The organism is Vibrio sp. KUL80, assembly GCF_059725495.1.
The window spans coordinates 447128-461585 of sequence record NZ_AP045842.1 but is presented as its reverse complement, the minus strand read 5'-3'; the positions used below and the strand labels follow the sequence as shown (position 1 = coordinate 461585).

Below are 14458 nucleotides of genomic sequence, written 5' to 3'. Positions count from 1 at the left end.
CGACCGCTAATTTAGCGGTCGTTTTGATCTCGGTATTGCAAACTTTCGTTATTAAATTTGGTGTGATACGTACATTGATAGTTAATATCGAGAATGTCACTGACAATAAAAGCCTTTCCCGATAAAAGAAAACCTCGATTAGTAATATTCATAGCCGACGTAGAATGTTTGCATTCTAGTAACTTAGCATCTTCTGAAGATAAACTAACGGCTTTATAACTCGTTAAGTAGCTGTCTATTTCTAAGCCTAATGAAAGCGCGAGCTTTTGCAGCGAACTTTCAACAATAGTGTCGTTCATTTTAGGGAATAAATGTACCGGTAGAATCGTTTCTTCTATTTGAGTGATTTTATCTTGAACGAGTCTTAACCGTTTGATGTGCCACAAGTAATCATTTTCACCTATAGAGAAAACTTGCATCTCGTGATGAGTAGGTACTCGTTTATTAAGCTGAACTTTTTTATAGGAGATCTGTTCGAAGCTATTTTCTGTTATCGAGTTATATATGAGTGGCGAGCCAATCATCGCTGTATTAACAAAATACCCAGAACCCGTTTTAGGTTTGGCGACACCAATTGCCTCAAGTTTCGATAGGGCCTTTCTAATAGAGAATCGAGATAATTGATATTTGTCGGCGAGCTCTCTTTCTGAAGGCAGTTTGTGTGTGATAACACCTTGGCAGATTTTACTGATCAGGTCTTGAACCAGCTGTTCATGCTTTTTCATTGCGGGCTTTGTGAATTACATCAGATGGTATTAATGATAGCGACGAAAGAGGGATATTGGCAAACCTATTGAGTTAGCCTTTGAGAGTTTTGAGGGGTCAAGCGAGATTTGAAGCCAAGTGAGGTTTACTCACTTGGCTGCGAGGCGCTACATGCACTTATTCACTGATACAGCGACGGGATTTGCTTTCTCGTCAAACTTAACTGACCAAACGTACTTTCCAGCAGTTTCGATGACCGATTTAGTATCTTTGCCATAGCCACCCCACTTAAGTACTTTTGTCTCTCCTGGGTTAAGTGTGCGTCCTTCAGCGGTGTATTGTGGTTTCCAGTCTGAAGCTGCGTACTGCATGCTGAACTTACCTGGTTTTTCGTCGATCACTGCTTGATACAAACCGTCTCCTTTGTGCTCGAACTTACGTCCGTCGACGTGTTTCCAGTTTGAATCGGCAAACGTACCGACTACGAAAAGCTGTTTGCTAACAGGACCTTTATCAGCAACCGTTGGTGCGTCACAGGCTGCCATCGCGGCGGTATCGACGCCTGCTGGAGCAGCCGCCACAGCAGCTGTCGTTGTTGCAGCACTGTCATCCGCTGATGATGTCGCTGGGTCAGACGCACAGCCAAACATTAGTGCACTTATCACTGCCATAGACAGAGCAGATTTTATTGATGTCATGGTTTGTCCTTTTTTATTTTTGGTTAGGGCGAGCCTAGGATATTCCTGACCCAAAAATAGCTACTCATCCCCCTAAAGAGGTGAAGGGGGATGAGTACAAAGGGTGAGAGTAATAGGTCACAAAATGTGCAAGTTTTCTTGCTGCGTTTTGTTAGCTGTTTTTAAGATAATTCTGATTTTTATCGTTAACGACAGGTCTGTTCAATATAAAATTCTGAGACTGTTCTCTTATTGAGGAAATATAACCAAATATTACAAACTGATAACGGGATCGTTTTTGGTAACACGAAGGGGCGTGTTTTCTGGTATTTGAGGTGTGGTGATTTTGCTAAAAGGTGAACCAGTAAGAATTGCGTCGCGTAAGTAAAGAGCGTCGGCAAATCAGGAGAGAACCATGCGAAGCACTATAATCCTCGTAACCAGTATGATCGTTTCATCAAACCTTTGGGCTGCCGGCTCTGGCTCGAGCAGCAACTCTCTCAGCCGGGCTGAGCGGATATACAATCAGGGTGTTGAGTTGATGATGGACAAGCAGTTTCTTGATGCAGAGCGAAAATTTCGAACAGCCTTGAAGCGAGATAAAGACTGGGCGGAAGCGCACAACAACCTAGCGTATACCCTAAGAAAGCAAGGCCCAGACCATTACAATACCGCGATGTTTCACTACAACAAAGCCATAGCTCTCTCTCCAAAAATGCCTGAACCTTACATGTATCGAGGTGTATTACATGTTCAGATGGGCAATGCCGCACTCGCGAGAGAAGATCTAGATACGCTGAGACAATTGCGTTCACCTTTGGCGGATGAGCTGGCATTTGTTATTGCCCAGGGTGAAGAGAAAACGCCAGAGCAGTTCTTTGGTGTGTCTGAAAAAGTAAAAGGCTGAGGCTCGCGTGCGAGTTAGCCAATCTGTCGTGTGATACTGAATGTTGCACATCCGTTGAAATGAGCAAACTGTGTGAGTTCAAGCTCTAGACTGTCTTTAAATGCAGTCTGCTTGCTTGCACCTGGCTCAATGTGGAGCGTTATAACTTCTAGATGCGCCTCTTTTCTGTGGGCTTTACAATCTGCTCTTGCAACCAATCGCCCGTCCCACAATATCGGTAAGACAAAGTAGCCATGTTGCCGTTTGTTCGCGGGGACGTAGCACTCTAGAAGATAATCGAAGTTAAAAAGCTTGCTCACCCTGTCGCGCTGAATGACGAGATTATCAAAGGGGGAGAGGATGCGTGTTTGTTTTCGATTCAGCCTTTTATCTAATAACGAAAGGGATTGAGGACGAGTGAAATAGATCTCTCCATTCACTGATACCTTATCTATTTCTCCCTCCTCAATTAGCTGATTTATCGCTTCATTGACGCTCGCTTTCATACCTTTTTGTAGATAGGTTATTTCTGCCAATGTGGCTAGACCATGAGTCACAAGCGAGTTAATGACAAGAAACTTGGCGTACTCTAGCGCCGAGGGAGTGGTCGTATTGATACTAGATGGCAGTACACGTTCAGTTAGATCGTAAACTTTATGGAAGTTTTTGCGTTCAGTGATCATTAAATCACCTTGCATATACAACATTTCAAGCGCTTGTTTAGTTGGTTTGCTCTCCCATCCCGTTTTCTTTGTGACCGTAGAATCGAAGTCTTTCGCCATTAATGGCCCATCTGATGTGATTCTCGCGAGTACCTCCGACATCAGCTTAGGGTTTTTCCTAAACCAGTGATTTTGCTTGTCTGACTTGATGGCGTGTTTTCGAGGTAGTGAAAATTGAAAATTTGCCATATCCAGATACGAAGCAGCATGAGACCAATACTCGTATACCAAACGTTCTTTCACCATCCGATCTAAGTGCTCTGGAGCGTAACTATGATTCCGGCTCCATAAGGTATGGTGGTGAGCGCGTTGCACCACAGAGATGGTATCAATCTGCACATAGCCTAACGTCTGCATCGATTGCACGCTTTTTTGGTAAGCGGTACCAGTTAGCTTTTGAGCCGGGAGCCCCTGAGACAGCAGAGCAATTTTCTGAGCCTGTGCGAGAGAAATAGACTGCATTACATAACTTCCAAGCTAGCCATTAAGAAAACACTGTTGTTCGCTTGTTCATTATGTAGAACCAAGCACTGATAGCGATAAACAGAAACGCAAAGTAATAAACAAACGATGACAGAGAGGCAATGAAATCAATATGTTGCTCAATTTGTTGTTCCGTGTAGTTTTGGGAAAGCAGTTTGTAGTAATAGGCGTAAAGCATGCCGATAAACCCATAGCCAAGATTAAACATGAGTCCCTTAAAACTAAGTACAGTGGCTCTGTTGTGCGATTCGGTCTTCTTGTTCAGGTGATAGCTGATGAAAATGTTCATCGTCATAGTGATGAAGATTAATGCTAGTGCGGGAATGACTCCGTAGATAGGCCAGCCTAGACTAATGCAATAGTAGGTTGCGATTGTGGCAACTCCCATTGCTAGAATGAATTGTTTTGGTTCCATTTTTTCAGCCAGTCTACGACTCCTTCCTGCGAGTAGTATTTGAAACACACTGATTCCGGCACCAATAAAGCCGATGTAGATAATGGGGATCTCAATCGCTCGATAATATTGACTGTTCATGGTGAGAAACATGCGCGAGGTATGCTCGAACAGGCTGTAGTAGAGCAAAATAAACAGAACGTAAGGGGTTGATAGCACCCACTTCCCAGTATTCATGGTTAGCTTGAGGCTCGCCATCGTTGTAGCGAGTTTTCCACCTTCTGCCGTCTTCTCCTTTTTCTCTTCTTCCATACTAAATGCAGCATAGATAGCAATGAGAGCGACAATTAGAGTGGCGAAAACCGGAATACGCATGATGTCTTGTGTTGACTCTGGCCGCTTCATCCCAAGCGCTTCAAAAATCGGAGCCATAAAGTTCACATCGTACATCGCCGCACCAAGCAAGGTAACGACAATCCCTACGCTTGAGGCAATGCGAAGCTGCATTTGCAGAACTTGGGGCCAGACTTCTTCTTTACCTTGATCTTTGAGTGTGTCGTACGCGAGTGCTTCGTCGGCACCACTTGCCAGTGACATGGCGAGCCCACTCAACACTCGATTAATCAAGAAAACCATGAAGACCACGTTGGGGTTCTCTGTCGGTACTAACGCTATCATGGCGATTTCAACAAACATCACGAGCGAGGAGAGGACGACCAGCTTTTTGCGACCTAAGGTGTCAGCAAACGCGCCCGATGGCACTTCTGAAATGACAATGGTCGCCGCCCAAACGACATTGAGCATAGCAAACTGTGAGAGGGTAAGACCGTAATCCAAGTAGAGTAGTGTGAAAACTGGGTAGTAAAAGCGTGCAAAGTAACTGCTTCGGAACATTAAGAAACAGCGGACGTTGCGAACTTGCAGGATCTCTTTGACGGTCATAATGAATAGATACTTATTGTTATATAGGAATAGGTATAAACCTATTTGCTCGATAGGTAAAAGATTTCACTTCAATAATAGCTACATTAGAAAGATCAGTCATTTACTGCTATAGCTGATTGTATGTTCTGTTCGAAATTATCTGCTTTAGAGTGAATTATGGATCCAATAACACAGGGTGTCCTCGGCGCGTCTTTGTCGCAATCGGCGAGTAAAAAGCAAAATATACTGATTGCTGGCGCTCTTGGGCTTCTTGCTGGCATGTCGCCTGATCTCGACGTTCTAATTCGCTCTTCAAGCGATCCTTTGCTGTTCTTGGAGTATCACCGCCAGTTTACCCACTCTCTACTTTTTATCCCATTTGGCAGTGTTATTTGTGCCTTTGTTTTGTTCCACGTGTTTGCCAAACGTTTCGGCTTTTCATTCGCACAGACTTGGTTTTACTGCGCTCTAGGATACGGTACCCATGCGCTTTTGGATGCATGCACCTCTTACGGTACTCAGCTTCTCTGGCCATTGAGCAATGATAGGTATGCGTGGCGTGTGGTGTCGGTTATCGATCCCATGTTTACCTTTCTTCTTGTACTCTTGGTGGTTATCGCAACAATAAAACGTAATCCGTGGTTTGCCAGAATCGCCATGATATGGGCGCTAGCTTATCCGCTTGTTGGAATGGTTCAAAGGGATCGTGCTGAGGTAGCGGGCTGGCAACTTGCCAAGGCGCGTCAACATCAGGTTGTTGAGCTTGAAGCCAAACCGAGTTTTGCCAATATCCTAGTGTGGAAGGTCGTTTATGAGACTGAGGATAGTTACTTTGCGGATGCAGTGCGAGTGGGGAGGACAGTAAAAACTTATCCGGGAGAGTCCATTAATAAACTGGTGGTTACCAGAGATTTTCCTTGGTTAGATCCAAATTCGCAGCAAGCGAAAGACGTGGAGCGATTTCGTTGGTTCTCTCATGGATACCTAGCTCAAGATCCCAATAACTCATCCCGAATTATGGACGTTAGATATTCGGTTGTACCTAACGAGTTTAAAGCGCTATGGAGTATTGAGCTGTCACCTACGGCTTCAACCGATGAACACGCCAATTACGTGACACACCGAGGCAGTACTTCGGAGTCGAGACAAGTATTTTATGACATGCTGTTTGATAGGTGAGTGTATTTTATCGGTCGGTGCGCTTGAAATAACGCGTGGCACATTTATTGCGCTCTTTGAACTGGAGATGTGCCAAGAGCGCAATAGTCTTAGTGAGCGGTTTTATTTGCCATTCAGCTTAAGTGCTGAGAAGGTTACGCTGTTGTAATCGCCATTTTTCTTATCTGTCGCGAAGTCACCCGTACCTGCACAGCCTGGTCCCCAAACAGGGTGTTTCTCTTGGGTGCTACATTGACCATAAGCACCTGCCTTAAAGTAGAAGTCATCTTCCGCATAGCCGGTTGGGAAGTCTTTTTCATCGATGCCTTTGCTTAGGTCGATTTCGTACTTCACGGTATCGTGTCGTGCAGTTTCGAACGTTAGATACATCATGGTGCCTTTCACTTCCACTTTGTAGCTGAACTCTTCTCCAAGCTTAATACCTGCTTTACCTGGCTCTGCTGGGTTTTCCCATGTGTTACCCCAAACAGGGTAAGCAATGTCAGCGCGATCAGGATCAGCTTTGGCTAGGTTGCGCTCATAGTTCCAGAAAACGGAACCATACTCGTGATCAGGAAACTTCTTGTAGAAAATCTTCAGCGGTTCGTTACCGTGGCCATAACCCGTTTTGGCTTCTATCAACTCGTTGTGTTTTTTAGCGTGAATCTGACCAACTACCACAGAGTGTGCTGGGTATTTTTCAGGGAATTTCGCATTCAAAGACACGTGATTGACTTTCAACGTTGCCTCTAGCGTTCCGCCCACGGCGCTGTAGCTTTCTGCATCGGGGTGGCTAGAGAGAGCCCACTGGTTGAGTTTGTCGTTGGTGAGAATGTTATCGAAGTTCGCGCCGCGTGGCATTTGACGAAGCTCAGAGCGTGCATTCTTTGAGTTCTTGGTGGTGATGGCTTTGTTGTGTACTTCAAATACTAGGTTGCCATCTTGATCGAGATGGAAGAAGTCCTCGTGAGAGTAGCTAAGCATAGCAACCCCTTCAATTTCATCGACCTTACCATCTTCATTAATATCAGATGGGATCGTGATCTTCCAGTTTCGCATATCAAATTTATCGGCAGGGACGGGATAAGAAACACCATTATTGGCAACATCAGCCAGTGTGGTTAACGGCAAAGACAACAGGATAGATCCAGCAATGACAGTTAACTTTTTCATTTTCTACTTCTATTGTTATGTAATATTGTCTTACATAATATGAGTGAGTAGTTGATTGGAAAGTAGCGATAAGTTGATGTGTGTAGACGATCACAGAACCGAATTAACGTTGTATTGAATATCGGCGTCAGTTAACAAATATTGTTTTAGGGACTGTGTTTGTAAGGTGATAATCGATTTTGATTTCAGTCATAGATTGGTCTGCTTTGATCTCTCTGTACTTTGACTAGCCGATAATCAAATAAAGACAAAGAAGTATAACTTGTAAGACAAAAAATTCGGTTGCGAGCTTCAATAAGACTCTCTAAGAGCCAACATAAGCCTATCGTGGCGCGTAAGTGGATAGTCGCATGACTTCAAGTTTCGCCTAATTGTGGTTTAATGGCTGCTAATAAACGCCGAGAAAAAGCAGTAGGTGAGAAGGATGGTTAGATTAACAATTTTAGATGGTGGCATGGGGCGAGAGCTAGAGCGTATTGGCGCGCCTTTTTCGCAGCCTTTGTGGAGCGCGCAAGCTCTAATTGAAACCCCCCATTATGTTAAGCAAGCTCACCAAGCTTTTATTGATGCCGGTGCTGAGATCATCACGGTCAACAGTTACGCTTGCGTTCCGTTTCACCTCGGAGATGAGCTATACGAAGAACAAGGCGCCTCACTCGCGGGTAAAGCAGCACGGTTGGCTCATGAAGTTGCATCGCAGAGCGAGCAAAAGGTGCAGGTAGCAGGTTCACTGCCACCTGTATTTGGTTCGTATCGTCCCGAGCTATTTGAACCAGAGCGCGGGAAAGCGATAAGCATCGAACTGCTGCGCGCACAAGAAGAGTATGTCGATTTGTGGTTGGCGGAGACAGTCGCAAGTATTGCTGAAGCGAAAATGTATGCTGAGCTCTTCAGTCTCACCGATAAACCTGCGTACATCTGTTTTACGCTACAGGATGAAGAGGATCAGCCTGCAACGCTACGTTCGGGAGAGTCTTTGAAAGACGCCATCGCCTTATTGGCAGATATTGACGCACAGGGTGTCTTTTTTAACTGCTCGATCCCCGAAGTTATTGAGCGAGCGATAGAAGTGGTCAATCAGGTTACCAACCAAGTGGGTAAGTCACTTGAAGTAGGTGTGTTTGCTAATAGCTTTACGCCAATCAAGTCGGGTCATCAAGCCAATGCATCGATTCAAACTGTGAGGCATTTTTCTCCGCAAGAGTACTTGGTGTTCGCGAAACGCTGGCATGCACTTGGCGCTTCTATCATTGGTGGCTGTTGTGGCATTGAGCCGCGCCATATCGATGAGTTGATGAAATGGAAGCAGAGCTTAAATCAGGGGTAGGTCTACATGGAACGTGTTGGAAAAACGGCCTTGATCGTTGAAGGTGGGGCGATGAGAAGTGTCTTTTCATGCGGTGTGTTGGACCACTTTATGGCAATGGACTTTTCGCCTTTTGACAGCTTTTGGGGAGTATCGGCCGGTGCGAGTAACTTGGCTGCATACCTAGCTAAGATGCCACTAAGGAACAAGCGTATCTATCTTGATTACAGTTTGAGAAAAGAGTTTGTATCGCTCTCTCGTTTTATCCGAGGTGGCGACATGATTGACTTGGACTGGATGTGGGAGATTACGCTTAAAGAGCTCGGTATCGACAAGCAAACTTTTGATAGCGATACGCGCCCATTTTTTCTTGTTGTGACGAACAGTGCAACGGGTCAGCCGGAATACCTCACGCCGGACTCTAAGCTCTTAGCAGAAACAATGAAGGCGAGTAGTGCGCTACCCATTCTTTATCGTAGTGGTGTAGAACTCGACAATGGTCATTTTGTTGATGGTGGCGTGTCTGACTCGATTCCTATCCAAGAGGCGATAAAGCGTGGTGCTTCGAAGATCATGATCATACGAAGCCGAGATAAATCGTATAAAAAATCCAAGCCGAAATTAGGCCCTAGCTATCCTTTGTTTTTGAAAAAAACGCCGGCCCTTGTTGCCCCAATGCAGACGATTTATGAACGCTATAATCAAACGCTTGAGCTTATCAATCATCCGCCAAAAGGTATCCAGATATTAGAAGTTTGTCCGCCAGATGGGTTTTCGTTGAGTAGGCTAACACAGAGTAAGGGTGAACTAGCGAAAGCGTATGAGTTGGGCGTGGAAGCGGGTAAACATGCGATCACTGCCTGGGACAAGGAAAGCAAGTAAGTAGTGGTTGAAATTTCATCAATGCAGAATGAAAAATAGTAATCAAAGTTAGTAACTAAACGCCGTAGGCTAGTCAAATCACGAATAAACTGACGAGCTTACGATGCTAGTACAACAACTGCGAACTGATATTTCCTATGCACTACACAAAAATTTCAAGGCTGGTGTTGCTCTTCAGTGCTTCGCATTATTCATTGCACTGAGTTACTTCTATTGGCCGCAATCTCACCTCGTATTTGACGTCATGTCTCAAACCAAAGCTAAATATGGCTGGGTCTATGGTGCAATAGCAACGGCATTATTCGGTGGGATTTTCCCTTTGCTGGTACTTAATGCATTGGGATATAAAAGTTCTCGTTTTGGCGCCGAATTGCTCTGTGTCGCTCTATTTTGGGCGTATAAAGGCATCGAAGTAGATCTCTTCTATCAATTGCAGTCTCACTGGTTTGGTGATGTGCTGAATGTTGGCACTGTGGTCACTAAAGTGGCAGTTGATCAATTTATTTACTCTGCATTTTGGTCAGTGCCAACTATCGCAATCTTGTACTTGTGGAAAGACCTTGGTTTCCCCAAACGCGGCTTTTGCCAGTACATCGATCGTGACTTTTGGTTTCGTCGAGTATTCGCCATGACCATTAGTAACTGGTTAATATGGATACCCGCAGTTATCGTGATTTACATGATGCCGGTCGATCTACAGCTTCCTCTTTTTAACATAGTTCTACTGTTTTTTGGGCTGTTAGTGGCGGTATTGAGTAAGAATGAGCGTGAGATTTAAGACGCACCTTGAATACGAAATTGAGTAGATGAGTTTTGACTGTCTGTAGAGCAATCCTCGTCACACCATTTACGAATCATAGATACGAGCTGCTTTTTCTCCGCAGGCTTCGGGATGTAGTCATCCATTAACTCATCGATAGATTGGCGGGCATCAGGTCCGCTTTCCCCTGAGAGCGAAATAATGGGCACAGAGCGTCTGAACTTTCGAATCTCTTCACAGGCTTCAAAGCCATTCATATTAGGCATTCGAATGTCCATGAAGATAAGATCAAAGGCCGTTTGCTTCGCCTTTTCAATGGCTTCCATTCCTGATGCTGCAAGGTGTACATCGACACCTTCTAAAACTAGATAGCTTTGTACTAAGAGTCGATTCACGTGAGTATCGTCAACGACAAGCACTTTCTTACCTGTCAGTGACACCTTTTTCTTGAGAGCGCCAGCTTCACAAGCTTTAACGAATGAACGCCAGAAACTGTGTTTACTTGAGACCGACAGTGCTGCATCAAACACGTTGTCACTTGGGCTAAGCTCCTCATGAAAATATGAGCGGCAGTACAATATTGGCAGTTCACTCCCTTGTACAGTACTCCGAACCGCATTGGCAATTTCAGATGCTGTGGATGGTTCGCAGTCGGAAATCAGGATAAAATCGACTGCTGAGGCTTCGATTTGACCTGTCGCCTGATCGCTGTTTTGGCTGTAATGAACAGAAACGTCAAAGGCATCATCAAAATATGGGTCAAGAGGTCTCTGCTGTGCGGCGGGAGAGACGATTAACGCACGCTTTTTCGATAGGTGTGGTTGAAGATTAGAGCGCAGCTCAGTTTCAAACTCTGAATCATCTACTAAGGGAAAAGAGAGTTTAAATGTAGCATAGACACCTTGTTGGGATGTGCAGCTTATGTTGCCTTTGAATGCCTCCATTACTCTCTTGCAATAGGCAAGTCCAAGACCCGTACCTGAGTCTTTGCCATCGGTAAATAAGTCGTCAAAAAGGTGCGGCAGGTTTGACTCTGGAATACCAGGGCCATAGTCGGTAACAAGCAAGGTATTTGCGGTTTTTCCTCGGCTCAGCTTGATGTCTATTTTGCTTTCTGGATATTGTTCGAAGTAATACGTCGCATTCTTAAGCAGGTTAAATATGACGAAGCTAAACAGCGTATCGTCTCCCCAAAACACAAAGTCTTCGAGGGTCAGACTGACGCGTTGCCTATTTTCCGGTTTATTGAAGCTGAAGTCGTTGATGGCTGAAATGGTTAACTCACTAGCAGAGTGCAAAGAGAACAGCTCAGACTTCAGTGTATCGCCGCGTATCTCTGCCAACATAGCATCAATAAAGCGTGTTCCAGATAATACCGCTCGTTTACTCTCGTTAAGCGCTTGATGGAGTTCCTTGATCTCCTCTGAGCTCTGATTCCCCAAGTCGATGCTTTCTTTGCCAAGCACTTTGGTATCAATTTGGTCAAAGTGATATTTGAGCTTGCTAAATGGGTTACGTATTTCGTGGGCGATTGAACCCGCAATGATCTGGCTCTTACGTACTTTTTCTTCGGCGATGATCCAACGGCTAGCCTCGTTGAAAAGCGCATGCAGTCCGACCTCTTGGTCTGCAGTAATTAAAGGGTGCTGTTTAGACTGACGCGCAAGATAGAAGTGGGTAATCTCTTTACGGCTTCCAAAAATGGGCAGGACCAAAGACACGTTGTTGGCGGAGATAAAGCCGACGATCTCAGCAACCTTGTCTCGACCGCCCATATGGTTGTCGAGAATATACTCCAGTTCTTCCTTGATGATGATTCGCTCGCCTTTTGCGAAAAAGTCCAGAAGTAGGGCATCTTTGTCCGCCAGCACTTTTCTTATGTAGCCGCGCTTAACTCCTAATGTTTGATTGAGCTTATCAACCGCATCGTCGCACGAGAATCGAAACTCAGATTCAAGGCTAACTAATTGGTCAATGCTGTTACCTGCTTTGCCGTAAAGGAACTGATTAAAGAACCAATAAACTTTCTTGAAGAGCTTTTGATAGAAAAGGCCAGTGATCACTATCCAGCAGAGTAGAGCGATGTTTTGGTGACCACCAAAATCCGTGATTATGAGTGCGGGAGCTAAGAAGATGGCGATATTAGTTAAAGAACTTACGCCAACCAGTGTGATGTATCGACCGCTATAGAATCGATTACACAGTAAAGCGTAACCAATTAATGTCATCTCGAAGACTGACAAGGTGGGGGCAACCCACACCAGCGAAAAGTCGTCAAAGAAGTAGGGTATAAAGATCATCACAATCAAGGTAGAAACCATAAACAGGATGACGCCACCCATCATGTAGCCAGATTTCAACTGTGTTAACCGAAGCTCGCTCTTCCATGCTCGCAGAAAGTTAATAAAAGTCAGGCAGATGATGAAAGGAGCGGTAAGGAAAAAGATTGTGTTGTAATCCCCGAAGCGGATTAAAAACTCACCGGCTGCACGGGTCTCTACACTAATGACTGTCATCCCAGGAATGATGTTCACGATAAGGGAGTGGAGGGACAGTCCCACTAAAAGTACTAACTGTAATCGAGATATTTTCCGGCTTTTAGACTTGGAGATGAGCTTACAGGAAAACCAGTAAGCTGAGAGAATCGCAAAAGCACAGAAAATATTCGCGCCGATAGCCATGTACCAGGCAACATCACTGTCATAGTAGGTGAGCAGATCAGATTGAAAGTAAGCATTAGCGAAGATCCAACACGCGATGAAAAAGGTGTACAGACAGTAAGGGAGGTAGACCGATTGATCTACTCCAAACTGATTCTCTGCCATCTTATATGACATGTAAACTGTCCATATAAGTACACCAGTACCGATCAAGTACATGATCAGTGCTGGTGTATGAGACAGAGCGTATCCTAGAATTTCATGCATGATGCAAAAAGTGTCTTACTTCTTTTCCGTGCTGACAAAACTTTCTTATAGTACTGCTTATAGTTGCATTCTCCAATAGCTTTAACCATAGGCGCACTTAAAATTAAGCCTTTGTAGGTTTGTGGTGCGGTCGGGTTAATTTGTTGATAAGTCATAGGGACATAACAATCGTTGAGTTCACTATATAAATTTACAGACTGAAAAAAATAGAGCAGCGCGGGTTGTTCGGTAATAACATACACTCCTTTTATACCTACTTGCTTCATAAATATAGAGATATACTTAATTGTCAAAAATAAGATGTTATTGAGTTTACTGACTGGGGCTCCTATTGCCATTCTAATCAACTCACAACAGTCTCGTCCATGTTTGACGTTTTGAATAAAGGATTGATCTAGGCCTTTAGGGTTGGTTAGGTCAAGTTTATTGGCTAAGTTATCATTAAAAATGCCTGAAAAGTCTAGTGCTTTTATATTTCTATCCTCCAGTGATACCGTCCAATTATCGGATTGAAAAAATGGATTGAAAGCCAGCCAATCATTTTTTTCGCGCCAGCGCTGAATTTTTGCTGACGATACCAAGGTTTTGATACCCTCATCGTCTTGCTGGTATAATATGAAATGTTCACCTTTAGACGACAGTTCTAGTTCAGATAACATTTCATACCAATGCTGTTGCCTGACAAAGGTTTCAAGATTGATCAGTGTATTGGCACTTGATAGAGGTAGTGACTCGTCTGCGAACTGAGTCAAAAAGCATCTTTCATCATTTTCAATGTTCTGCACCAGCTCTGCCACGTACCCATCTTCTAATTCGCACCTTGCCAGTAGAACCGCCTGCTCAGATTGCTTGCTCCACTTCAGTAACACATTGTCTAGCAGTAAGGTGTATCGCTTATACTCTACCCAGAACGGCAACAACCCACCAAACAGTGAGAGTGATTGAAGTTCGATGTAGTGGTAGAAGTTGGGAACGCCAAAAAGCGTGGTGTCTTCGACCAGTGCCGACATAGTATCGGAGTTGTATTTTGCATCTAAATTTCCTTCGTAATTACATGAATTATCGAGATTATTTAACTGTTCCAATCGTTTACTGATAATTACCTCAAAAACTTTTCTATCGTTTTTAGCCACAATATAGTTGTGGACTTCCCTCAGAAATAAAGTTTTAACGTCTTCGGTTGATTTCAGATTGGTGGTATTTAGCGCTAGGGGTTGAGTGCTAGTAATATGGAACTCAGACATTTCTTTTCCTCTTTTGTGATTAACTAAAGAAATTGTATGCACTAAGTTGCGAAGATCTTTAGAGAAGAGTGAAATGTGTTGCTAAATATGTAACTTGGCGCGATGTCTGAGTTGTTGCTCGAATATCTTTGTTGAGTATGACTGCGGGATCAAATGATAGTGTTAATACAGAGATAGCTCATTTCTGTAAGAACATTCTTTTTGTTAGAACTGACAA

12 protein-coding genes are annotated in these 14458 nt (G+C 44.1%); 5 read left to right on the top strand and 7 right to left on the bottom strand.

The genetic code is table 11. The annotated features are described in order from the left end of the window. Positions 1–11: 11 nt before the first annotated feature. Together AC6I8U_RS18705 and AC6I8U_RS18700 are read right to left on the bottom strand one after the other, a co-directional pair. Positions 12–725 (bottom strand): GntR family transcriptional regulator, encoded by a 714-nt coding sequence (locus AC6I8U_RS18705; RefSeq protein WP_498019259.1) that lies wholly within the window; start codon positions 723–725, stop codon positions 12–14. A 147-nt stretch (positions 726–872) separates the two neighbouring features. Continuing rightward, entirely contained in the window at positions 873–1403 is a 531-nt protein-coding gene (locus AC6I8U_RS18700) for a glycosidase (RefSeq protein WP_234496404.1), read from the bottom strand. A gap of 394 nt (positions 1404–1797) precedes the next feature. Here AC6I8U_RS18700 and AC6I8U_RS18695 point away from each other — a divergent pair, with 394 nt between their 5' ends. Then, on the top strand, positions 1798–2289 hold the full coding sequence (locus AC6I8U_RS18695) for a tetratricopeptide repeat protein (RefSeq protein WP_498019258.1): 492 nt from the start codon (positions 1798–1800) through the stop codon (positions 2287–2289). A gap of 14 nt (positions 2290–2303) precedes the next feature. On the opposite strand, the gene AC6I8U_RS18690 is transcribed toward AC6I8U_RS18695, so the two are convergent. Continuing rightward, positions 2304–3452 carry a winged helix-turn-helix domain-containing protein gene (locus AC6I8U_RS18690; RefSeq protein WP_498019257.1) on the bottom strand — a complete coding sequence of 383 codons (1149 nt, stop codon included), beginning with the start codon at positions 3450–3452 and terminating at the stop codon, positions 2304–2306. 22 nt (positions 3453–3474) lie between these two features. Beyond that, positions 3475–4809 carry an MFS transporter gene (locus AC6I8U_RS18685; RefSeq protein WP_498019256.1) on the bottom strand — a complete coding sequence of 445 codons (1335 nt, stop codon included), beginning with the start codon at positions 4807–4809 and terminating at the stop codon, positions 3475–3477. Positions 4810–4968: 159 nt separating this feature from the next. On the opposite strand from AC6I8U_RS18685, the gene AC6I8U_RS18680 reads away from it, so the two are divergent. Beyond that, the gene (locus AC6I8U_RS18680) at positions 4969–5970 is read left to right on the top strand and encodes a metal-dependent hydrolase (RefSeq protein ID WP_498019255.1); all 1002 of its coding nucleotides are present in this window, start codon (positions 4969–4971) and stop codon (positions 5968–5970) included. Between the two features lie 102 nt (positions 5971–6072). Here AC6I8U_RS18680 and AC6I8U_RS18675 read toward each other — a convergent pair whose 3' ends face one another. After that, a complete protein-coding gene (locus AC6I8U_RS18675) occupies positions 6073–7122 on the bottom strand; it encodes a polysaccharide lyase family 7 protein (protein ID WP_498019254.1) in 1050 nt (349 codons plus the stop codon). Positions 7123–7546: 424 nt separating this feature from the next. Between AC6I8U_RS18675 and AC6I8U_RS18670 the strand changes: the two genes are divergently transcribed. The 3 genes from AC6I8U_RS18670 (at position 7547) to AC6I8U_RS18660 (ending at position 10088) form a co-directional block, all read left to right on the top strand. Next, positions 7547–8449 (top strand): homocysteine S-methyltransferase family protein, encoded by a 903-nt coding sequence (locus tag AC6I8U_RS18670; RefSeq protein ID WP_498019253.1) that lies wholly within the window; start codon positions 7547–7549, stop codon positions 8447–8449. Between the two features lie 6 nt (positions 8450–8455). Continuing rightward, the gene (locus AC6I8U_RS18665) at positions 8456–9310 is read left to right on the top strand and encodes a patatin-like phospholipase family protein (RefSeq protein WP_498019252.1); all 855 of its coding nucleotides are present in this window, start codon (positions 8456–8458) and stop codon (positions 9308–9310) included. Between the two features lie 103 nt (positions 9311–9413). Continuing rightward, positions 9414–10088, top strand: coding sequence for a hypothetical protein (locus AC6I8U_RS18660; protein ID WP_498019251.1), 675 nt, complete (start codon positions 9414–9416; stop codon positions 10086–10088). On the opposite strand, the gene AC6I8U_RS18655 is transcribed toward AC6I8U_RS18660, so the two are convergent. Then, complete coding sequence (locus AC6I8U_RS18655) at positions 10085–12907, bottom strand: response regulator (protein WP_498019250.1); 2823 nt, start codon at positions 12905–12907, stop codon at positions 10085–10087. The genes AC6I8U_RS18660 and AC6I8U_RS18655 overlap by 4 nt on opposite strands. Positions 12908–12981: 74 nt before the next feature. Further along, a complete protein-coding gene (locus AC6I8U_RS18650) occupies positions 12982–14241 on the bottom strand; it encodes an acyl-homoserine-lactone synthase (protein WP_498019249.1) in 1260 nt (419 codons plus the stop codon). Positions 14242–14458 lie beyond the last annotated feature (217 nt).